Source organism: Pseudomonas brassicacearum (genome assembly GCF_003732265.1).
Taxonomy (GTDB): Bacteria; Pseudomonadota; Gammaproteobacteria; order Pseudomonadales; family Pseudomonadaceae; genus Aquipseudomonas; species Aquipseudomonas brassicacearum_D.
Genome location: NZ_MOBK01000001.1, coordinates 26,103 through 45,874, shown reverse-complemented (window position 1 = coordinate 45,874; position 19,772 = coordinate 26,103). Strand labels below are relative to the sequence as shown.

Sequence of the window (19,772 nt, the reverse complement as noted above, 5' to 3'; positions counted from 1 at the left end):
TTTCACAAACCACTTTAAGCGCATTCAGGCTTGGCGCCGATAATGCTTAAGCGTGAACGCTGAGTTCCCATCGACAACAAAAAATCCAGCGTCTACATGCGCTGGATTTTTTAATGATCAGCCTCAGACCGGCGCCTTCCACCCCATCATTCGCTGTTGCGCAACCGCTAACAGGTCAAACCCATCCTGTGTCAGCAAGTAAAGCGCGTGAGTAATGTGCGGAATATCTTGAACATCGCTGTGTTTGAAACATAGGCAATGAAGCGTTTCAAGTAGCTGGGTAGAGGCTCGTACGCGCTGTAACCCAGCTTCGAATATGTCTTGGGGGTTGGCTTCGGTGTCGATCAGCAAAGGACTTGAATCGGTAACGCCGCTGTTGAGTGGACGATAGCGATCTGGAAACGGTTTGAACGTTGGCATAGTAATTACTCGGTTGTTTGTAAAATAACCGCAAACACCGTGACCAAACGGTGGGAGGCGGACTGTGTACAGGCTTGGTCAACCGAAACAACCATCGGCTCGCTCGAAAGCGTCCGGCACACAGCCGCCATAACTACTCGACATGAGGACGTAGAAGTCCGCGGGGCGAATAATGGCACACTTAAGTGCGTTGTTTCAGGTGACCAAACCCGATCGCTGATTTTGCAGCGAGCCCAAACAGTAATCGCTCCCCCCATCAGGCGAAAGTCGATAAGGCGTCTGGCTCTGTAGGACCAGGCCGAAGAATCCGTCCCCCCTTTCCTAACGAAACATCCGTCAGACACCGCCCCTCGCGACAGGCGGCGTTCAGGCGGGTTAACCATCGCTTAACGCCGCGGTCCAAAACTCTACTGGACCGCACGCCCTCAGACTCCTCTGATGCCCAGTGCGGCAGGTTTGACGCTGATCGTCGAACTAACTTCCGTCTGCACTGGAGATCGTCACATGAACACTCGCATGCTGCTCCTTGCCTCTGCCCTCGCCTGCACCGCGTATGCCGGGCTTGCTCAGGCCAACGACACGTCCACGTCCAAAGCCACGCCCTATCACTACGGCATGCCGCTCAATGTCGGCAAAGTCGTGGCGCTGACAGAGCCTACGACCAATGAATGCAAAGTGATTACCGCAGACATGAAGTACATCGACACGTCGGGCAAGCCTGAAGAAATCAGTTACAGGAAACTTTCCGACGCGTGCAGTTTGCAAAACTGACGGAAAGGTCTGATTCGAAACCTGGCGGTTTTGCTGTGAGGGTTCTGGCGTTATGCTCTAGCGCCTCCCTCACTGCCGCAAGGATTCGCTATGCAGTTGTCATTTCGCACGTTATCGATATTCACCGCCGCCCTGTGTCTGGCGCTGGCGCTGGTCTGGGGTTTGATGCCGGACTGGCTGCTGGCGATTTGGGGCATTGAATACTCCTCGGCGACAGGCGTTGTTTCACGGCGCATCGCGGTGGTGTTCGCGGCGTTGGGGTTGATCTTTTATTGGGTTCGAAACGAGCCACCCTCGGTCATCCGCAGCGCATTAAGCAGCGGTTTTATGGTCGGCTGTTTCGGTCTGGCGGCACTGGGTTTCGGCGAATGGCTCAACGGCCATACCGGGCCGGGCATTTTGCTGGCGGTATTGGTGGAGCTGGCGCTAGGCCTGGGATTTCTTCAGGCCCGGCGCCTGTCGGTGGAACTCGAAACTGTGCGCTAAAGCGCCCTCGCCCGATGTGGAGAAAAGAGCTCAGGATGTTTCCTGGTGCGCAGCCCGGCGATCAATTCGTTGATTTCCCGGCAGCCATTCAGCCCCTTGGCATCAATCCCGGTCACGTGCAGATCCAGCCGATCGGTCTGACCGTCGGCGTACACTTTTATCGTCATCAATAAATCCGGGGACAGCGTACATTGGCAACGTTTGGGCAAAAAGCTGTTTTCGATGATGTTGCGAAGTTCCAAGGCAGAAAGAAACATGGCGACCCCTCCTTTGTGAGACAGCCAATCAACAATCGACGCTGGCTCATGTGCAGTCCGGCCAGATTAAGAGCAACTGAAGCATAAAACATGCCTTGGATTTCGCCGTGCAGTTCATCGGCAAATCAATGATTTAGCCGCAAGACTTAATGAAACTACCGTGCAATTTGCATGAAGGGGTCTGGAAGGCGTTGCAAATTACGGTCTGACAGTGCCGGGTTTGCATTGGGGCCTGAGCGCAGTAAGAATGGCGCCACCAATTGAATACACGCAAGGAGGCATCATGGGTTCTTTGACCTTTACCACGACTGTCGGACTAGTGGTTGCCGGGCTGTCGACCATCGCTCACGCCGCAACACTGGAAACCGTCGCCCCCTTCCCCAAGCCTGAAAGCGGTTTTACCCGCCAGGTCATTCACCTCGCCCCGCAAACGAAAGAAGACGACTTCCAGGTCGAAATCCTCGCCGGTAAAACCTTGACCGTGGACTGCAATCGCCAGCGTCTTGGCGGGATGCTGGAAGAGAAAAACCTAGAGGGTTGGGGCTATCCGTTCTACCGACTGGAAACAGTCATCGGCCCGATGAGCACGCTGATGGCCTGCCCGGATGGCAAGAGCAAAAAAGACTTCGTACCGGTGGTCGGCGACGGCTTCTTGCTGCGGTACAACAGCAAGCTGCCGATCGTGCTTTACGTGCCTAAAGACATCGAAGTCCGCTATCGCATCTGGTCTGCATCGAGCAAGGTCGAGAAAGCCGTTCAGGAATAACACCTTCCTGCCTCACGCCGGGACGCCGCTGATAGCGGCGCGTTCGGCCACGTGGCGCAGACTGTCAAAGTTGATGTTCGCCCCTGAATCGATTGCCACCAGTGTCTGACCACGGGCACCGGTTTGCGCGACGTACTTTTTGATTCCAGCCACGGCCAGCGCCCCCGAGGGCTCGGTGATGGAGCGGGTATCGTCATAGATGTTCTTGATCGCGGCGCACAGTTCGTCATTGCTGACCGTCAACACTTCATCGACGCAAAACCGGCAGACTTCAAAGCCATAAGCGCCGATCTGCGCCACCGCCACGCCATCGGCGAAAGTGCCGACGCTCGGCAGCACAACCCGCTCGTGCGCCTGTAGCGCTGCCGCCAGACACGCCGAATGTTCCGACTCGACGCCGATAATGCGCACTTCAGGTCGCAGGTATTTCACGTACGCGGCGATGCCGGCGATCAAACCTCCACCGCCCACCGGCACAAAGATCGCATCGAGCGGGCCTTGATGCTGGCGCAGGATTTCCATCGCCACGGTGCCCTGCCCGGCAATCACGTCCGGGTCGTCGAAGGGCGACACAAACGTGCGACCGGTGTGTTCGGCCAGGTTCAACGCATAGTCGAGGGCGAACGGAAAACTCTCGCCATACAGCACCGCCTCGGCCCCGCGACTTCGAACCCCAAGCACTTTCAGCTCCGGCGTGGTCAGCGGCATGACAATGGTCGCGGCAATCCCTAAGGTTTTCGCCGCCAGCGCCACGCCTTGGGCATGATTGCCCGCCGACGCGGTGATCACGCCGCGTGCTTTTTGCTCGTCGGTTAGCTGCACCAGCTTGTTGTAGGCACCGCGAATCTTGAAGGAAAAGGTCGGCTGCAAGTCCTCGCGCTTGAGCAGCACCTGGCTGCCCAACGCCTCGGAAAGCGCCGGCGCCGCTTGCAACGGGGTGCGCACCGCCAATTCATACACCGGCGCGGCGAGGATCTTTTTTACGTAATGCTCAAGCAAGGTCTGCTGGGCGAGCGTGCTGGTCATGGTCGTCTCCTGGCTGTGTTCGGGGCCCTGGAGACAGAAAGTAAAAACCCGCCTCTAGGGCGGGTTGGGTGCTGCAGTCGTGAGCTAGCCCGCCAGATAAGGAATGGCGGTAATAATGCTTGGCTGGCAGCGCAATACGGTGGAAGTCATGGCTGGAAAATTAGCCTTTGGGGGGATGGCAAGTCAATGGTCAATTTTCGTGGGCTTGTGTAGGGTGCTGACTCTGTATCTCGTCGTTCGGGGGCTGCAGGGTCGGAAGGTGTGTTCTTGAAATTGCCTTCGCGAGCAAGCCCGCTCCCACATTCGACCGAGTATTTCCCGAAGGACGCGGTTAAATGTGGGAGCGGGCTTGCTCGCGAAGGGGCCGGACCTGCCAACCCATTCATTTCGCCAACCGCCTGAGTCCCAACACCATCACCCCCGCCCCCAGCATCATCGCGCTCAGAAACAACGGATAAGACACCCACCACGGCGTGCCTGCGGTCATCATGCTGAACTCGGACATGCCGCCAATGCTGGCGATCAGGTTCAATGGCAGAAACACCACGTTGATCAGCGTCAGTTTGCGCAGCAGGTTGTTCATGCTGTTGTTCATCAGGTTGCCCCGGGCGTCGATCAGCCCGGAGAACACCGTGGAGTAGATTTCCGCCTGTTTGTAGCACTGGTTGTTTTCGATGATCAGGTCGTCGATCAGGCTGATCGCCTCGGCGCTGAAGTGTTCCTTGGCCGCGTGATTGCGCAGCCGCGTCAGGACCGCACCGTTGCTGTGAATCGCGTTGATGTAATAGATCAGGCTCTCGCTGAGGTTGAACATCTGGATCAGGTGCTGGTTCTGCATCGAGGCGTTGAATTTTTGCTGCAACTCCCGGGCAACTAGTTTGATCACCTTCAGGTGACCCAAATAGTGATGGATGTTGTTGAACAGCAGATCAAGCAAGACATCCAACGGCGTGTTCAACCGCTGCCGGGTGCCGAGCCCATGCAGCGGTGAGTCGTCAGTGGCGATCACCAACAACCGGTGCTCGCAAAACAACAACCCACACGACGACACTTCAAACGCCAGGCTGTCGGCGCCGGAATAGTTTTCCGGGCGTTTCCAGATCAGGAACAAATTGTCGGGATGGAACTCGATGCGCGACACCTCGTCCGGGTCGAGGGCGGAAGCCAACGCGTGTTCATCGAGTTTGAAATGGCTGTGCAGCAGATCGCGTTCGGCGGCATCCGGATTGCTGAACAGCATCACTTCGGCGTCCAGCCGTTCGACTGATTGCAGGGCGCCGTGGGTCAGTTGAAAGCTCTTGATCATCGAGCGATCACCAGGCCTGGCCGCGACGCTTGAGCTCCAGCCGACGGACGAACTCTTCCAGCACCAACGAATACAAATCGTCCTGCAAGTAAGCGTCTTCGATGCCGGCGTCCATGTTCGGGTTGTCGTTGACCTCGATCACCACCACCTTGTCGCCGGACTGTTTGAGGTCGACGCCATACAGTCCATCGCCAATCAGATTGGCGGTTTTTACCGCCAGTTCCACCACGGCGCGCGGTGCCTCGTGGACCGCCAGTGTGCGGCATTCGCCGTTGATGTCCTGACCTTTGGCCTTGTGGTTGTAGATTTGCCAGTGGCCCTTGGACATGAAGTATTGGCAGGCAAAGATCGGTTTGCGATTCAGTACGCCGATGCGCCAGTCGTACTCGGTGTAGAAGAATTCCTGCGCCAGCAACAGCACCGAGTGTTCGAACAGTTCGGCGGTGGCTTCCAGCAACGCCTGTTGGCTTTCAACCTTGATCACGCCTCGAGAGAAACACCCGTCGGGGATCTTCAGTACCAAAGGGAAACCCAGGCGCTCGCCGACCCGTTCGAAATCTTCCGGTCGCTCCTTGTAGAGAATTTCGGTGGCCGGCATGCCGAGTTGATGACTTTTGAGCAGGTCGGTCAGGTAGACCTTGTTGGTGCAACGCAGGATGGACGCAGGATCATCCATTACCACCAGCCCTTCGCTCTCGGCCTTCTTGGCAAAACGGTAGGTGTGGTTATCGACGCTGGTGGTCTCGCGGATCAGCAAGCCGTCGTATTCGGCAATGCGCGCGTAGTCCTTGCGCTCGATCAGTTCCACATCGATGCCCAAGGTCTTGCCGACGCGTACGAAGTTTTCAAGTGCCTTGGGGTTGGACGGTGGCAATGCTTCCAACGGATCGTGGAGGATGGCCAAGTCATAACGGGCCAAACGCCGTGAGCGTGGCATGCGCCAGATCTTGCGGCTGAAACTGTCCAGCGAGTGGGCGAATTGATCTTCCTGGTCTTCTCGCAACTTGTGCAGTGCGCCAGACTTGACGCCTTCAATGTGCCAACCGTTAGTTCGACGAAACTCAACTAACAAGATTGGACATGGAAATACTTCAAATAATTGTCGCGCTAAGTCTTGCAAGGGTTCGATATTGGTTTTGCCGAAATACAGGGTCAGGGTAAAGCCTTCGGTGTCGCTGTAAAGATGATGCGTAAGGGCTTTTTCCAGCGGTTTTTCCAGATCATCCAGCGATAGCCCGTACAAGGATTTTTTGGTCAGTTCGCTGATGGTCCGCACCGACGGAATGACCTTGTGCCCCCGCGCTTCCGCCAGCAGCGAGCAGTAATAACCGTGCCCCAGGTACTTGTAGCTGCGGCACAGGTTGATCACCTGGACCCGTTTGCCTTGCCCGTTGTCGTGGGCCTTTTCGAGGTATTCCTGGGCGGTGACGATGTCTTCACTGGGAAAGTAGGAGGCCCAGTCTTCCTTGCGTTCGACGATGATAATCAACTGGCTTGAAGTGCTGACTGCTTCATTTAAAAAAGTTGCCGCCGGCGAAGTTTGCTCGGATACTTCGCGCCAATGACCTTGTACCGCTGACATAGTGATTGATCCGTTGGAGAACAAGACCTTTCCTATTAAGCACGAACTTTTTCGAAAGTCCCGTTTCGTTACGCAACTTTTACGGCGGTCATATGAATCTTGTCTTTCGCTTGGCGGTAGTTGAAGACTTACCTGCATTGTTGGCACTTGAACAGCAATGTTTCACCACGGACCGGCTCACCAGTCGCAGCTTTCAATGGATGATCACTCGGGCACACGGACAGTTGCTGGTGGCACAGCGGGACGAGCAACTGGTCGGCTACGCCGTGGTGTTGTTTCATCGGGGCACGTCGCTGGCCCGTCTCTATTCGATTGCGATTGCCGCCGAAGCGCGTGGCAGCGGATTGGGCAAGCAGCTGCTGCAACGCATCGAAGCCTGTGCGCTGGAACACGATTGTGCCTACGTGCGGCTGGAGGTGCGCATGGACAATCCAGCGGCGATTGCTCTGTACGAACGCAACGGATACCGGCGTTTCGCGCTGATCCATGACTATTACCAGGACCACGCCGATGCGTTGCGTCTGGAGAAACGCATTCTCCAGCACCGTGATTCAAGAAACATCAAGGTCCCGTATTACCCGCAGACCACCGATTTCACCTGCGGCCCGGCCTGCCTGCTGATGGCCATGGGCGCGCTGCAAAAAGACCGGAAACTGGAACGCCGCGAAGAGCTGCAACTCTGGCGCGAGGCGACGACCGTGTTCATGACCTCAGGTCACGGCGGTTGCAGCCCGCAAGGCCTGGCGTTGGCCGCATGGAATCGCGGATTTGGCGTGCGTCTGCAAGTGAGCATGTCCGGGCCGTTATTTCTCGATGGGGTGCGTGACGAGCATAAAAAAGACGTCATGCGCCTGGTGCACGAAGAGTTCACCGCGCAGTTGCAGGCTACGGATGTCGAGCAGGTGATCGGCGGCCCGCTGGACTTGCCGCGCTTGCTGAATGACGTTGGCCAGCCGTTGGTGTTGATCAGCAGCTATCGGCTTACCCGCTCCAAATCACCGCATTGGGTCATCGTCACTGACTGCGATGAGGAGTTTGTGTACCTGCATGATCCGGATGTCGACCACAGCCAGCATCGCCAGCCCATGGACTGCCAGCATTTGCCGGTGAGTCATGGGGAGTTCGAGAAGATGAGCAGTTTTGGCCGGGGCAAGTTGCGGGCGGCGGTGATTCTCTCCCAACGCTGAATCGTCCCTGTAGCAGCTGGCGAAGCCTGCGTCCGGCTGCTACAGGGGGCATGCAGCGGCTCGGGTTATTTCAGGCCAACCTTGTACAACGCGCCGTCGTCTTCATCGGTCAATACATACAAGTACCCATCCGGGCCTTGCCGCACATCGCGAATCCGCGCCTTGAGTTCACCCAGCAGGCGCTCTTCGTGAACCACTTTATCGCCATCGAACTGCAAGCGAATCAGCTCCTGGCTCACCAGCGCACCAATAAACACATTGTGCTGCCAGGCCTTGAAGCGATCCCCGTCGTAGAACGCCATCCCGCTCAATCCCGGGGATTTTTCCCAGACATGGTGCGGCGCCACGGTGCCTACGGCGGTCCTGCCCTTGGCTTCCGGGATCGGATTGCCGGAATAGTTGATGCCGTGGGTTGCCAGCGGCCAGCCGTAATTCTTGCCGCGTTCGATGATGTTCAGCTCGTCTCCGCCTTGTGGCCCGTGTTCGTTCTCCCAGAGAACGCCGGTCCAGGGATTCAGCGCTGCACCTTGCGGGTTGCGCTGGCCATAGGACCAGATTTCCGGACGCACGCCGGATTGACCGTCAAAGGGGTTGTCGTCCGGCACCTTGCCGTCCGGGTAGATCCACACGACTTTGCCTTGCAACTTGTCGAGGTCCTGAGCGGTTGCCCGATCGTTGTTTTCGCCGAGGGTGATGAACAGATAGCCGTCACGATCGAACACCAGTCGCGAACCGAAGTGGTTGCCGACAGAGAGCTTCGGCTCCTGGCGGAAGATCACTTTGAAGTCCTTGAGGGTTTTCAGGTCTTCGGACAATTGCCCTCGACCGACCGCCGTGCCTGCCTTGTCACCCGCGCCGCCGCCTTCTGCATACGACAGGTAAACCGTGCGGTCCTGCCGGAAGTCGGGGGACAGCACCACATCCAGCAATCCGCCCTGCCCCTTGGCCCAGACCTTCGGCACCCCATCGATCGGGCCGGAGAGTTCGCCGTCGACGCTGACGACGCGCAGGTTGCCGGGCCGTTCGGTAACCAGCATGCCCTTGCGATCCGGCAGGAAGGCGACCGACCAGGGATGTTCAAGCCCCTTGGTGATCGTGGTGACTTCGAGGGTGCCCTGTTCGCTGTCCAGTTCCTGAGTCGATGCCGCGAAGACAGGCGCCGCGGCGGTGATCAATGCGCTGGCACACAGGGTGGCCAGGAGGGTTTTACGCAACATGCACGCTTCCTTTTGTCGTTTCGGTTCAACGGTTGTTGGTGCCTGTATCTCGCTGAGGTGGATTGGGAATGAATTTAGGTTGGCTGGAGGGGGCCGGTTGGCTTTGCGGATAGCGGTTGCCGATGCCGCCGTTGTCCAGCGTCGGCGGACGCGGCACTGGCATGGTGTTGGGCCCACGAATGGCCGGGGCGCTGGATTGAGAGCCTTGCATGCTGTTCGGGTTGGCGCGGCGAATCGGGCTGTTGTAGGGATTGCTCGAAACCCCCGTTGGGCTTTGTGCCAGGAGCAATGACGAGGGTGGCGAAGCCTGGGCCAGGCTGCTCAGCAAACCACTCAGCGCCAGCACAGTGCAGCAGCCGAGTACATATCTGTTCATGGGGCGAGCCTCTCGACGTGGATAGGGTCTTCGATAGCACGCTACGCCCGAGGTTCGGATTTGTTAACTAAAACCTCCTTCACAAGATGTAAGACGAGACGACCACCCCGCCCGGCCGGGGCCCACAACTGGCTGAAACTTTTGCCTCAGGCCACAGGTCACCTGATCATCACTCGCGAGAAGACGACCATGGCACGGGCAATCTGGAAAGGCGCAATCAGTTTCGGGCTGGTGCATATCCCTGTGGCGCTGGTCTCGGCGACGTCTTCCCAGGGGGTGGATTTCGACTGGCTCGACAGCCGCAGCATGGAGCCGGTCGGGTATAAACGCGTGAACAAGGTCACTGGCAAGGAAGTCACCAAGGAGCACATCGTCAAAGGCGTGCAGTACGAGAAGGGACGGTACGTGGTCCTCAGCGAAGAGGAAATCAAGTCGGCGCACCCGTTATCCACGCAAACCATCGACATATTTTCCTTTGTCGACAGTGAACAGATTCCCCTGCAAAACATCGATACGCCCTACTACCTCGCCCCGGATAAACGCGGCGGCAAGGTGTACGCGTTGTTGCGCGAAACGTTGAGCAAAACCAATAAAGTCGCGCTCGCCCACGTGGTGTTGCACACACGCCAGCACCTGGCGGCATTGATGCCGCTGGAGTCGGCGATGGTGCTGGTAATGTTGCGTTGGCCGGCGGAAGTGCGCAGCCTCGATACCCTTGAACTGGGGAGCGAAGTGACCAAACCCGAACTGGCCAAGGGTGAACTGGATATGGCCAAGCGTCTGGTGCAGGACATGAGCGCGGACTGGAAACCTGAAGACTACCGCGACAGTTTCGAAGACAAGATCATGGCGCTGGTGGAGAAAAAGGCCAATGAAGGCAAGATTGAGGATGTCGAGACGGCGACGGGTGAGGAGGAACGGAAAACGGCGGATGTGATTGATTTGACTGAGTTGCTTAAGCGTAGTCTTGGCGGCAAGAGTACGGGCAAAACGAAGCCGGCCGCAAAACCTGCCGCAAACAAAAAAGCCACGAAGACTTCTCGTGGCTGATTGATGTTTTGTGGTGGCTGTCAGGGCCTCTTCGCGAGCAAGCCCGCTCCCACATTGGATTCGCGGCGAACACAAATGCCCTGTGGGAGCGGGCTTGCTCGCGAAGGCGTCAAACGGCACAACACATCATTCAGATCAACACAAACACCGCCAGCAACCCGCCAAAAATCGCCCACTTCTGAGCATAGTAGAGCTTGCGATTACGCTTTTTCAGCGCTTTACCCCGCAAGCGAATCTTGTAGACCTTGGTGAACAAACGGTTAATCCCCCCCGTCCTGTCACCCTCGTCATTCGGCGCCCCGGCCGCCGACATCACGTTACGGCTGAACCACCCGTTAAACGCCGCCGCCCAGCGGTACTTCATCGGACGTTCCACATCACAGAACAGAATGATCCGGTTCTGTTGCGTGGTGTTCTCGGCGTAATGAATGAATGTTTCGTCGAACATCACCGCTTCGCCGTCGCGCCAGTGGTACTTCTCGCCGTCGACATTGATGTAGCAACCGGCATCGTTCGGCGTTTCCAGGCCCAAGTGATAACGGTAGGACCCGGCATACGGGTCACGGTGACGGACCAATTTCGAGCCTGGCGGCAATTCCGCGAACATCGCGGCCTTGATCGAGCCGATGCCCTGGACCAGTTCCGTGGTGCGCGGGCACAGTTTCATTGCCGAAGGATGGCTGTCGCCGTACCACTTCAGGTAAAAGCGCTTCCACCCGGTCTTGAAGAACGAGTTGAAGCCAACGTCGTTGTATTGATCCGAGCGCTTGATCTCCCCCGCCTTCAGCAGGTTCTGACCTTCAGCACGGATTTCTTGCCAATGCGCCTGCAACGGGCTCAGATCAGGAAAATCCGCAGGATCGAGATAAGGCTTGTTCGGGGTTTTCGAGAACAGATAAAGGAAGCAATTGAGCGGCGCCAAAAACGAAGAGTGATCACTCAACTGGCGGCCGAGCTTGTGACGCACGCGACCACGCAGGTGGACGTACGCAATGGAGAATATGTAAACAAGGGCGATGGTCAGTTTCACAGAAATCGTCACACGGCTGAAGTGAACAAACTGCCTTCCCGGCCAACCCAGTGGCCAAGGGTCTTGTGCAGCGTCTGAAAACGAAACAGCGAACCCGGTGGCGCGTCCTTGAGCCTGCGCCGGTTGTCGGCATCGGGTGGAAAATCGCATTTTAGCCACTCTCTGTAACAAATCGTTAGCTTACAAATGTGAAAATCTGTCCGCTGGTACTGTCAATGCGCCCGAGCGGCCTCAACGCCCTATCGTTTAGAGAGCCAGACCAGTACAATCGCCGCCAAACATTACGCGCCCCCCTTGGTTGATGACGGGAATGAACCCCGTCTCAGCGCACTTCGACTCGGGCCAAGCGCTCCATATGCTGCTGTCCACTTATTGCCAGATGGACCTTCCGCTTCTGACCGGGATGCATTTCCCGTGGTTTGAATACCGGAAACGGGTACTGAATCGGTACTGCCGCAACCCTAGCTACTCTGAATGCTTCGCAGGAAAAACCTTTGATCTCTACAGCTAACATCACGATGCAGTTCGGCGCCAAGCCGCTATTCGAAAACGTTTCGGTCAAGTTCGGCGCGGGTAACCGCTACGGCCTGATCGGCGCCAACGGTTGCGGCAAGTCGACTTTCATGAAAATCCTGGGTGGCGACCTCGAGCCATCCGGCGGCCAGGTCATGCTCGAGCCGAACGTGCGTCTGGGTAAATTGCGCCAGGACCAGTTCGCCTACGAAGAATTCACCGTGATCGATACCGTGATCATGGGTCACGAAGAGCTGTGGAAGGTCAAGGCCGAGCGCGATCGCATCTACTCGCTGCCGGAAATGACCGAAGAAGACGGTATGGCCGTGGCCGAGCTGGAAACCGAGTTCGCCGAAATGGACGGCTACACCGCCGAATCCCGTGCCGGTGAATTGTTGCTGGGCCTGGGTATCGGCATCGAGCAGCACTTTGGCCCGATGAGCGAGGTTTCCCCAGGCTGGAAACTGCGCGTATTGCTGGCGCAGGCACTGTTCTCCGATCCTGAAGTGCTGTTGCTCGACGAACCGACCAACCACCTGGACATCAACACCATTCGCTGGCTGGAAAACATTCTGACCCAGCGCTCCAGCCTGATGATCATCATCTCTCACGACCGTCACTTCCTGAACAGCGTGTGCACCCACATGGCTGACCTGGATTACGGCGAGCTGCGTCTGTTCCCGGGCAACTACGACGAATACATGACCGTGGCGACCCAGTCCCGCGAGCAACTGCTGTCGGACAACGCCAAGAAGAAGGCGCAGATTTCCGAGCTGCAATCGTTCGTCAGCCGCTTCTCGGCCAACGCCTCGAAAGCCAAGCAGGCCACGTCCCGCGCCAAGGCGATCGACAAGATCCAGCTGGCCGAAGTCAAGCCTTCGAGCCGTGTGAGCCCGTTCATCCGTTTCGAACAAACCAAGAAGCTGCACCGTCAGGCGGTCATCGTCGAGCGCATGGCCAAAGGCTTCGACGGCAAGACCCTGTTCAAGGATTTCAGCTTCCAGGTTGAAGCCGGCGAGCGCGTGGCGATCATCGGCCCGAACGGTATCGGTAAAACCACCCTGCTGCGTACCCTGGTCAACGAACTGACCCCGGATGCCGGTACTGTGAAATGGACCGACGCTGCGGAACTGGGCTACTACGCTCAGGACCACGCGCACGACTTCGAAGACGACTGCAACCTGTTCGACTGGATGGGCCAGTGGACGCAGGGCGGTGAGCAAATCGTTCGCGGCACCCTCGGTCGCATGCTGTTCTCCAACGACGAGATTCTCAAGTCGGTCAAGGTCATCTCCGGTGGTGAGCAAGGTCGTATGCTGTTCGGCAAGCTGATCCTGCAAAAGCCGAACGTGCTGATCATGGACGAACCGACCAACCACTTGGACATGGAATCCATCGAGGCGCTGAACCTGGCGCTGGAGAATTACCCGGGCACGCTGATCTTCGTCAGCCACGACCGTGAGTTTGTATCGTCGTTGGCAACCCGCATCATCGAGTTGAGCCCTAGTGGCGTGATCGACTTTAGCGGTACTTATGACGATTACCTGCGTAGCCAGGGTGTAGTGTTTTAAGAGCAGCGATTAGTTTAAAGCTGCAAGCGGCAAGTAAAAGCCCTGTCCTGGTGACGGGGCTTTTTGCATTTCATGGCGACAGTTTTTCTGGTGCTGAAACCTTCGCGAGCAAGCCCGCTCCCACATTTGATCGAGTTCTCCCTTTAAGAATGCGGGCAAATGTGGGAGCGGGCTTGCTCGCGAAGGGGCCCTAAAGGACAACCAAAAATAGTCAGACAAAATAGTTAGCCTGCTTCCTTTTATTCACAGCCCAAGCCATGATGCAGCTCTCCCACCGCCGCCCGCGAACGAGCCCACATGTCTGCGCAGCAACAGCCCCCGCAAAGCTCCCTGGCGATCACCCTGCAGATCGTCTCCATCGTTTTTTATACCTTTATTGCCTTCCTCTGCATCGGCCTGCCGATTGCGGTGTTGCCGGGCTATGTTCATGAGCAACTGGGCTTCAGCGCGATCATCGCCGGGCTGACCATTGGCTCGCAGTACCTGGCCACCCTGCTCAGCCGGCCGATGGCCGGGCGCATGTCGGACAGCATTGGCACCAAGCGGGCGATTGTCTATGGGTTGTCGGGGATTGTGCTGAGCGGCGTGTTGACGCTGATTTCGACGTTGCTGCAGAGCATGCCGCTGGTAAGCCTGTTGATCCTGATTGCCGGTCGCTTGCTGCTCGGGATAGCCCAGGGCTTGATCGGCGTCGGCACCATCAGTTGGTGCATGGGCCAGGTCGGCGCGGAGCACACCGCCCGCTCCATCTCCTGGAACGGCATCGCGTCTTACGGTGCCATCGCCATCGGCGCGCCGTTGGGGGTGGTGATGGTCGCCGAGTATGGTTTCGCCAGTTTGGGAATCGCGCTCTCACTGTTGGCGCTTGCCGCGCTGTTGCTGATCCGCAACAAACCCTCGGTGCCGGTGATTCGTGGCGAGCGGCTGCCCTTTTGGGCGGTGTTCGGGCGAATCGCGCCGTTTGGGGCGAGCCTGAGTCTGGCGTCCATCGGGTATGGCACGCTGACCACCTTTATTACCCTGTATTACGTCAGCCGTGGCTGGGCCGGTGCCGCGTATTGCCTCACCGTGTTCGGTGTCTGCTTCATTTTGGCGCGGCTGTTGTTCATCTCCAGCATCAGCCGTTTCGGCGGATTCACCTCGGCCATTGCCTGCATGAGCATTGAAACCGTGGGCCTGGTGCTGCTGTGGCTGGCGCCTTCGACGGGTTACGCACTGATCGGCGCAGGGCTGACCGGTTTTGGCCTGTCACTGGTCTATCCGGCGCTGGGGGTTGAAGCGATCAAACAGGTGCCCAACTCCAGTCGCGGTGCGGGTTTGAGTGCTTATGCGGTGTTTTTTGATCTGGCACTGGCTATCGCCGGGCCGCTGATGGGCGCGGTGGCGTTGAACCTGGGGTATACGTGGATTTTCTTTAGCGCGGCGTTGTTGTCGGTGACCGGATTGGCGTTGACCCTGCTACTGAAACGCCGCGCAATGGCCTAGCCGACACGCGACCTGTAGCAGCTGGCGAAGCCTGCGTCCGGCTGCGTAGCAGTCGTAAACCCTGATAACACGGTCTATATGAAACACCGTAGCGGCTGATTTTACGACTGCTGCGCAGCCGGACGCAGGCTTCGCCAGCTGCTACAAGGGTTGTGGTGTTCACTGATCTGCGGTTTGCAGGCCGGCGCGGGTGGCGATGCCCAGAGTGCGAGAGAAAAATCGCCCAGCCTCGGAAATCATGTCGCGATGGATGCCTTCGCGGTCGACACCGTCGGCATCGGTACACAACGCCGGCATGGCCGCGATCTGCTCTTCGTTGCACGGCGCCATAAACACGAAGTGCCCGGCCCCCGCCAGCAATTTGAAATCCGGTGCAATCGGCAGCTTACGCGCGAGTGCAGCCGCGTTCTTGTCGAAGGCCACCAGTTTGTCGCCGTCACCGCTATACAGCAGCACCGGTACATGCACGTCGGCCAGGGTGTGACGGCCGAATTTCAAACTCAACGGCGCCATCAACAGCAAGGCGCGCACCCGCGGGTCGGCCACAGGTTGCAGGTCGTCACGATCGACAATCAATTCACCCTTGGTGTTGCAGGCATCACGATCGTCCGGGCGTTCCTCGCAATACCGACGCAGACGATCCAGGTCTGGCGTGGCGCCGGAGAGGATCAACGCTGTCTCCCCGCCCGCCGAGTAGCCAATCACGCCGACCTGATTGGCATTGACGAACGGCGCGAGCATGCGATCGCCCAAGGTGGCGGTAATGGCTTCGGAAATCTGGATCGGGCGACCGTAAAGGTTGCTCAATGTACCGAGGCGGCTGTGATCTTTGGAGTTGTCACCGGGATGGACCACCGCCACCACCACAAAACCTTTGCGTGCCAGCGAGGTGGCGAGGTCATGCAGGGCCAGTGGGGTTCCGGTGTTGCCATGGGACAGCATCAGCATCGGGAAACGGCCGATAGCCACCGGGATGTCTTCACCGGCTTCGACCGTGTAGCCCTCGATTTTACTGGTGTGTTCGCGGTCACTGGAGGGATAGAAAGCGATGGCGTGCATCGGTTGCAAATCGAGCGGGTCGAGAAAACTCATCTCATGGAAGCCGACGCTCCAGTGAGGATGCGGCGCAGGCGCGGCGTGCACTGAATTCAGGCTGCTGAGCAGGCAAAACAGTAACGTTGCACAAAGACGCACCATAAGGATGCCCCACCATTTGTTACTTGACCGGAAAGCCCGTTCTCCTCGGTTGATCGAGGCAGCGGCCTTGTACCAGCAATCGCGGCCATCAAGGTCGTTGCAGAACGGGAGCGTTAACCCCCTGTTGCATAACCTGGGCCACAACCTGAAACGGCCAGAAACAAAAAACTCCGTATCTGGCACTTGCGTGACCAGAATACAGAGTTTTTTGGGGTGTTGCCTGAGCAGTTTTGCGTTTTTACGCAAGCCTTACGCGGCGGCGAACAATTGCTCACTGATTTGCGCTTGAGCGTCGCTCATGGCTTTGGTGCGCACTTCATCACCGTAGGCCAGGCCATGGGCACGCACGAACTCGATGTCGGTGATGCCGATGAAGCCGAACAACACTTTCAAGTACTCTTCGTGAGCCACGCCAGTGGCTTGACCGGCGTGAAGGCCACCGGAAGTCGAAACGATCACGACTTTCTTGCCACCGCACAGGCCTTCTGGGCCGGCTTCGGTGTAACGGAAGGTCTGACCGGCAACGGCGATGCGATCGATCCAGGCCTTGAGTTGGGTCGGGATGGTGAAGTTGTACATCGGCGCGGCAATCACCACGGCATCGGCAGCGAGGAATTCGGCCAGGGTGGTGGCGCTCAGCTCGGCTTCGTGCTGTTGGGCGGCGTCGCGCAGTTCAGCGGTAGTGCCCGCAGCAACCAGTGTCGTGGCGGAGAAATGGCTGATGGCATCGGCGGCCAGGTCGCGGTAAGTGACCACGGCGTTAGGCTCAGCGGTCTGCCAGGCTTTGACGACTTCGCTGCTCAGCAAACGGGAAGCCGAGTTGTCACCAAGAATGCTCGAATCGATATGCAACAGTTTCATGTGGGGATCTCCAGGTGAGGACCGCCACGGGGCGATCTGATGGAGTGAATCCTACAGGCGAAACCAATGGCTGATTAGACCGCAACAATGCGATAGTTCGTCCCACTGATAGAACAATCGGACTGCCGTCATGCAAGACCTCAATGATCTCTACTATTTCGCCAAGGTGGTGGAAGCCGGCGGTTTCGCGGCCGCCGGGCGTTTGCTCGGGATTCCCAAGTCGCGCCTGTCGCGGCGCATCGCCGAACTGGAAGAACGCCTCAACGCTCGCCTGCTGCAACGCACCACCCGCCAACTCAAGTTGACGGCCGTGGGCGAGCGCTATTTGCGGCACTGTCAGGCGATGCTGCTGGAAGCGGAGATGGCCGATGAAGCGGTGGCCAGCATGTCCAGCGAACCGCGTGGGCGCTTGCGAGTGTCCTGCCCCGTCGGCCTGGCGCATGAAATGCTGCCGACGGTTATCGCCCGATTTCTTGAGAAATACCCGCAGGTGCAACTTGAAGTCATGCTGCTCAATCGCCGGGTCGACCTGGTAACCGAAGGCGTCGATGTCGCCTTGCGCGTGCGTGAACTGGGCGACGAAGATCCGCTGCTGGTGACCCGACGCCTGCGCCAGGCACAAATGGCCATGGTCGCCACCCCGGCGTTTTTGCACGGGCGTGAAATCAATCACCCCGACGACCTGAAAACCCTCCCCGTGCTCGGCGCCCTTGAAGCCGACCGCATGGTGCATATCCGCTTGCTGGATCAACAGGGCAAAAGTGTCGAACTCAGCCTCGAAGCGCGGCTGGGCATCGACGACTTTATCGTGCGCAAGGCCTGCACCCTCGCCGGTCAGGGTTTTACGATGTTGCCGATGATGTATTGCGAGCCGGAGCTGGAAGACGGCTCGCTGGTTCAACTGCTGCCCGATTGGTCATTGCCTGGCGGCTGGCTGCAAGCGGTCTACCCTCACCGGCGCGGGGTGATGCCGGCGGTTCGCGCCTGGCTCGACCATTTGATCGAAACATTCAATGCGTGTGGGGACCGATTGATATGAAGGCTGGACGTATGAGCGAAGAGGATGTCGCGCAATTCTGCCTCGCGCTACCGGGTGCGCGGGAAGACTATAAATGGGGCGGAGTGCGGGTGTTTTCGATTGCCGGGAACAAGATGTTCGCGTTGCAGAACCTGCGCGGCGATTCCCTGGCGTTCAAAGTCGACAAGGACCTGTTTCTGGGGCATTGCGACCGACCAGGCATCCACCCGGCCCCCTATCTGGCGAGGGCCCAGTGGATCATCATGCAAACGCCCTACCCGCTGGGCGCTGAAGAGCTGCAAGGTTTGTTGCAACGGTCCCACCAGTTGGTGGCGAGCAAACTGCCCAAACGCACCCGGGTAGGACTGCTGCTTTAAAACAAGGCCAACAGGTGTGCGCCGAGAAACATCTGGTCGATCCAGAACACCTGGTGCAGCAACACAATCAGCCAGAACAACAGTTGATAGGAGACTTTGCGGGTCTTGTGCCGAAACACCTGCTGGGCCAGCAAGGCGCCGGGCCAGCCACCGGCCAGTTCGACTGCGTGCAAGACGTTTTCCGGCGTGCGCCAGGCGTCGGCGCGGGCCTTGCGCTTGTCGCTCCAGTACAGGAAGAACGCCAGCACACTGACAATCCCGTACGCCGCCAGCGGAATCAGCGACACCCCGCGCAGCCAGAGCGACACCGAACCAAACAGCGGCAACGCGCACAACGCTGCGAAAACCAGCAGTTTTAGCCGTGGATGCTGGATGCGCTCGCCCCCGGACCTGCGTCCAGGATCGTGGCGCCTGCCGGCGTCACTCATGGCTTGGCCGCAGACCAGTCAACCCAGCCGAACTGCCAGGTGGCCAGAATGACCAGGCCGAACACGATGCGGTACCAGGCGAACGCTGCGTAGCTGTGGCTGGCGATGAACTTGAGCAGGCCTCGTACCGCGATCATCGCGAAGATGAAGGCCGTCACGAAACCGATCGCGAACACCGGAAAATCCGCCGGCACGAACAGGTGGCGGTATTTGAAACCCGAATACACCGCCGCCGCGACCATGGTCGGCATCGCCAGGAAGAACGAGAACTCGGTAGCGGTCTTGCGCGACAGGCCAAACAGCAACCCGCCTATGATGGTCGACCCGGAACGCGAGGTCCCTGGAATCATCGCCAGGCACTGGGCGAAACCGACTTTCAGCGCATCTTGCCAGGTAATCTCGTCGACCGTTTCGGCATGCACCTGATGTTGGCGTTTCTCGGCCCACAACATAATCACACCGCCCACCACCAACGCCGTCGCGACGGTAATCGGGTTGAACAGGTAATGGTGAATCAGGTCGGAGAAAATCACCCCCAGTACCACGGCCGGCATGAAGGCGATCAGCAGGTTGGCGGTGAAACGACGGGCGCTCGGTTGCGTCGGCAAACCGGTCACCACATCGAGAATCTTGCGACGAAACTCCCACACCACCGCCAGAATTGCACCCAACTGGATAATGATGTTGAACGCGATAGCCCGTTCACCACCGAAGTTGAGCAAGTCGGCCACGATGATCTGGTGCCCGGTACTGGAAATGGGCAGAAACTCTGTCAGCCCTTCTACTACGCCAAGTATCAATGCCTGAAAGGCGGTCCAAAGATCCATCAATCCCCCAAGAAACAATGC

The 19,772-nt window shown here is 58.2% G+C and carries 20 protein-coding genes and 1 pseudogene; 9 read left to right on the top strand and 12 right to left on the bottom strand.

Going from position 1 to position 19,772, the window contains the following annotated elements:
• Window positions 1-123: 123 nt before the first annotated feature.
• A complete protein-coding gene (locus BK660_RS00225) occupies window positions 124-420 on the bottom strand; it encodes a hypothetical protein (RefSeq protein ID WP_027923548.1) in 297 nt (98 codons plus the stop codon).
• A 504-nt stretch (window positions 421-924) separates the two neighbouring features.
• On the opposite strand from BK660_RS00225, the gene BK660_RS00220 reads away from it, so the two are divergent.
• Both BK660_RS00220 and BK660_RS00215 read left to right on the top strand, forming a co-directional pair.
• Complete coding sequence (locus BK660_RS00220; RefSeq protein WP_123431538.1) at window positions 925-1,191, top strand: DUF2790 domain-containing protein; 267 nt, start codon at window positions 925-927, stop codon at window positions 1,189-1,191.
• Window positions 1,192-1,281: 90 nt separating this feature from the next.
• Window positions 1,282-1,677, top strand: coding sequence for a hypothetical protein (locus tag BK660_RS00215; RefSeq protein WP_123431537.1), 396 nt, complete (start codon window positions 1,282-1,284; stop codon window positions 1,675-1,677).
• Here the strand turns inward: BK660_RS00215 and BK660_RS00210 are convergent.
• Entirely contained in the window at window positions 1,674-1,934 is a 261-nt protein-coding gene (locus BK660_RS00210; RefSeq protein ID WP_123431536.1) for a DUF1652 domain-containing protein, read from the bottom strand. The two genes, BK660_RS00215 and BK660_RS00210, sit on opposite strands and share 4 nt — an antisense overlap.
• A 283-nt stretch (window positions 1,935-2,217) precedes the next feature.
• On the opposite strand from BK660_RS00210, the gene eco reads away from it, so the two are divergent.
• Complete coding sequence (eco, locus tag BK660_RS00205) at window positions 2,218-2,700, top strand: serine protease inhibitor ecotin (protein ID WP_123431535.1); 483 nt, start codon at window positions 2,218-2,220, stop codon at window positions 2,698-2,700.
• Window positions 2,701-2,730: 30 nt separating this feature from the next.
• Here eco and ilvA read toward each other — a convergent pair.
• The 3 genes and pseudogenes from ilvA to BK660_RS00190 form a co-directional block, all read right to left on the bottom strand.
• Window positions 2,731-3,726 (bottom strand): annotated as a pseudogene (gene ilvA, locus BK660_RS00200) (threonine ammonia-lyase, biosynthetic); the annotation flags it as partial.
• 382 nt (window positions 3,727-4,108) lie between these two features.
• Entirely contained in the window at window positions 4,109-5,032 is a 924-nt protein-coding gene (locus BK660_RS00195) for a magnesium transporter CorA family protein (RefSeq protein ID WP_123431533.1), read from the bottom strand.
• A gap of 7 nt (window positions 5,033-5,039) precedes the next feature.
• Window positions 5,040-6,614 carry a RimK family protein gene (locus BK660_RS00190; RefSeq protein WP_123431532.1) on the bottom strand — a complete coding sequence of 525 codons (1,575 nt, stop codon included), beginning with the start codon at window positions 6,612-6,614 and terminating at the stop codon, window positions 5,040-5,042.
• Between the two features lie 92 nt (window positions 6,615-6,706).
• On the opposite strand from BK660_RS00190, the gene rimI reads away from it, so the two are divergent.
• Window positions 6,707-7,801 carry a ribosomal protein S18-alanine N-acetyltransferase gene (rimI, locus tag BK660_RS00185; RefSeq protein WP_123431531.1) on the top strand — a complete coding sequence of 365 codons (1,095 nt, stop codon included), beginning with the start codon at window positions 6,707-6,709 and terminating at the stop codon, window positions 7,799-7,801.
• 65 nt (window positions 7,802-7,866) lie between these two features.
• Here rimI and BK660_RS00180 read toward each other — a convergent pair whose 3' ends face one another.
• Both BK660_RS00180 and BK660_RS00175 read right to left on the bottom strand, forming a co-directional pair.
• Entirely contained in the window at window positions 7,867-9,018 is a 1,152-nt protein-coding gene (locus tag BK660_RS00180; protein WP_123431530.1) for a PQQ-dependent sugar dehydrogenase, read from the bottom strand.
• Window positions 9,019-9,043: 25 nt separating this feature from the next.
• The gene (locus BK660_RS00175; protein WP_123431529.1) at window positions 9,044-9,394 is read right to left on the bottom strand and encodes a hypothetical protein; all 351 of its coding nucleotides are present in this window, start codon (window positions 9,392-9,394) and stop codon (window positions 9,044-9,046) included.
• A gap of 189 nt (window positions 9,395-9,583) precedes the next feature.
• On the opposite strand from BK660_RS00175, the gene ku reads away from it, so the two are divergent.
• Window positions 9,584-10,444 (top strand): non-homologous end joining protein Ku, encoded by an 861-nt coding sequence (ku, locus tag BK660_RS00170; RefSeq protein ID WP_123431528.1) that lies wholly within the window; start codon window positions 9,584-9,586, stop codon window positions 10,442-10,444.
• A 130-nt stretch (window positions 10,445-10,574) separates the two neighbouring features.
• Here ku and lpxO read toward each other — a convergent pair whose 3' ends face one another.
• Window positions 10,575-11,474, bottom strand: coding sequence for a lipid A hydroxylase LpxO (gene lpxO / locus BK660_RS00165; protein WP_123431527.1), 900 nt, complete (start codon window positions 11,472-11,474; stop codon window positions 10,575-10,577).
• A 494-nt stretch (window positions 11,475-11,968) separates the two neighbouring features.
• Between lpxO and BK660_RS00160 the strand changes: the two genes are divergently transcribed.
• Together BK660_RS00160 and BK660_RS00155 are read left to right on the top strand one after the other, a co-directional pair.
• Complete coding sequence (locus BK660_RS00160; RefSeq protein ID WP_080943075.1) at window positions 11,969-13,558, top strand: ABC-F family ATPase; 1,590 nt, start codon at window positions 11,969-11,971, stop codon at window positions 13,556-13,558.
• Between the two features lie 297 nt (window positions 13,559-13,855).
• Window positions 13,856-15,043, top strand: coding sequence for an MFS transporter (locus tag BK660_RS00155; protein ID WP_123431526.1), 1,188 nt, complete (start codon window positions 13,856-13,858; stop codon window positions 15,041-15,043).
• A gap of 159 nt (window positions 15,044-15,202) precedes the next feature.
• On the opposite strand, the gene BK660_RS00150 is transcribed toward BK660_RS00155, so the two are convergent.
• On the bottom strand, window positions 15,203-16,240 hold the full coding sequence (locus BK660_RS00150) for an alpha/beta hydrolase family protein (RefSeq protein WP_123431525.1): 1,038 nt from the start codon (window positions 16,238-16,240) through the stop codon (window positions 15,203-15,205).
• Window positions 16,241-16,489: 249 nt separating this feature from the next.
• Window positions 16,490-17,101 carry an FMN-dependent NADH-azoreductase gene (locus BK660_RS00145; protein WP_123431524.1) on the bottom strand — a complete coding sequence of 204 codons (612 nt, stop codon included), beginning with the start codon at window positions 17,099-17,101 and terminating at the stop codon, window positions 16,490-16,492.
• A 130-nt stretch (window positions 17,102-17,231) separates the two neighbouring features.
• Between BK660_RS00145 and BK660_RS00140 the strand changes: the two genes are divergently transcribed.
• On the top strand, window positions 17,232-18,140 hold the full coding sequence (locus BK660_RS00140; RefSeq protein ID WP_123431523.1) for a LysR substrate-binding domain-containing protein: 909 nt from the start codon (window positions 17,232-17,234) through the stop codon (window positions 18,138-18,140).
• Window positions 18,137-18,496 carry an MmcQ/YjbR family DNA-binding protein gene (locus BK660_RS00135; RefSeq protein WP_123431522.1) on the top strand — a complete coding sequence of 120 codons (360 nt, stop codon included), beginning with the start codon at window positions 18,137-18,139 and terminating at the stop codon, window positions 18,494-18,496. Before BK660_RS00140 ends, BK660_RS00135 begins: the two co-directional genes overlap by 4 nt.
• On the opposite strand, the gene BK660_RS00130 is transcribed toward BK660_RS00135, so the two are convergent.
• Both BK660_RS00130 and BK660_RS00125 read right to left on the bottom strand, forming a co-directional pair.
• A complete protein-coding gene (locus tag BK660_RS00130) occupies window positions 18,493-18,924 on the bottom strand; it encodes a DUF1294 domain-containing protein (RefSeq protein WP_123431521.1) in 432 nt (143 codons plus the stop codon). The two genes, BK660_RS00135 and BK660_RS00130, sit on opposite strands and share 4 nt — an antisense overlap.
• On the bottom strand, window positions 18,921-19,751 hold the full coding sequence (locus tag BK660_RS00125) for an undecaprenyl-diphosphate phosphatase (RefSeq protein WP_027923530.1): 831 nt from the start codon (window positions 19,749-19,751) through the stop codon (window positions 18,921-18,923). Before BK660_RS00125 ends, BK660_RS00130 begins: the two co-directional genes overlap by 4 nt.
• Window positions 19,752-19,772: the final 21 nt, after the last annotated feature.

Excerpts from the sequence above, each read along its gene's own strand:
- BK660_RS00225 (WP_027923548.1), bottom strand. The coding sequence starts at position 420 with ATGCCAACGTTCAAACCGTTTCCAGATCGCTATCGTCCACTCAACAGC.
- BK660_RS00220 (WP_123431538.1), top strand. The coding sequence starts at position 925 with ATGAACACTCGCATGCTGCTCCTTGCCTCTGCCCTCGCCTGCACCGCG.
- BK660_RS00215 (WP_123431537.1), top strand. The coding sequence starts at position 1,282 with ATGCAGTTGTCATTTCGCACGTTATCGATATTCACCGCCGCCCTGTGT.
- BK660_RS00210 (WP_123431536.1), bottom strand. The coding sequence starts at position 1,934 with ATGTTTCTTTCTGCCTTGGAACTTCGCAACATCATCGAAAACAGCTTT.
- eco (WP_123431535.1), top strand. The coding sequence starts at position 2,218 with ATGGGTTCTTTGACCTTTACCACGACTGTCGGACTAGTGGTTGCCGGG.
- BK660_RS00195 (WP_123431533.1), bottom strand. The coding sequence starts at position 5,032 with ATGATCAAGAGCTTTCAACTGACCCACGGCGCCCTGCAATCAGTCGAA.
- BK660_RS00190 (WP_123431532.1), bottom strand. The coding sequence starts at position 6,614 with ATGTCAGCGGTACAAGGTCATTGGCGCGAAGTATCCGAGCAAACTTCG.
- rimI (WP_123431531.1), top strand. The coding sequence starts at position 6,707 with ATGAATCTTGTCTTTCGCTTGGCGGTAGTTGAAGACTTACCTGCATTG.
- BK660_RS00180 (WP_123431530.1), bottom strand. The coding sequence starts at position 9,018 with ATGTTGCGTAAAACCCTCCTGGCCACCCTGTGTGCCAGCGCATTGATC.
- BK660_RS00175 (WP_123431529.1), bottom strand. The coding sequence starts at position 9,394 with ATGAACAGATATGTACTCGGCTGCTGCACTGTGCTGGCGCTGAGTGGT.
- ku (WP_123431528.1), top strand. The coding sequence starts at position 9,584 with ATGGCACGGGCAATCTGGAAAGGCGCAATCAGTTTCGGGCTGGTGCAT.
- BK660_RS00155 (WP_123431526.1), top strand. The coding sequence starts at position 13,856 with ATGTCTGCGCAGCAACAGCCCCCGCAAAGCTCCCTGGCGATCACCCTG.
- BK660_RS00150 (WP_123431525.1), bottom strand. The coding sequence starts at position 16,240 with ATGGTGCGTCTTTGTGCAACGTTACTGTTTTGCCTGCTCAGCAGCCTG.
- BK660_RS00145 (WP_123431524.1), bottom strand. The coding sequence starts at position 17,101 with ATGAAACTGTTGCATATCGATTCGAGCATTCTTGGTGACAACTCGGCT.
- BK660_RS00140 (WP_123431523.1), top strand. The coding sequence starts at position 17,232 with ATGCAAGACCTCAATGATCTCTACTATTTCGCCAAGGTGGTGGAAGCC.
- BK660_RS00135 (WP_123431522.1), top strand. The coding sequence starts at position 18,137 with ATGAAGGCTGGACGTATGAGCGAAGAGGATGTCGCGCAATTCTGCCTC.
- BK660_RS00130 (WP_123431521.1), bottom strand. The coding sequence starts at position 18,924 with ATGAGTGACGCCGGCAGGCGCCACGATCCTGGACGCAGGTCCGGGGGC.
- BK660_RS00125 (WP_027923530.1), bottom strand. The coding sequence starts at position 19,751 with ATGGATCTTTGGACCGCCTTTCAGGCATTGATACTTGGCGTAGTAGAA.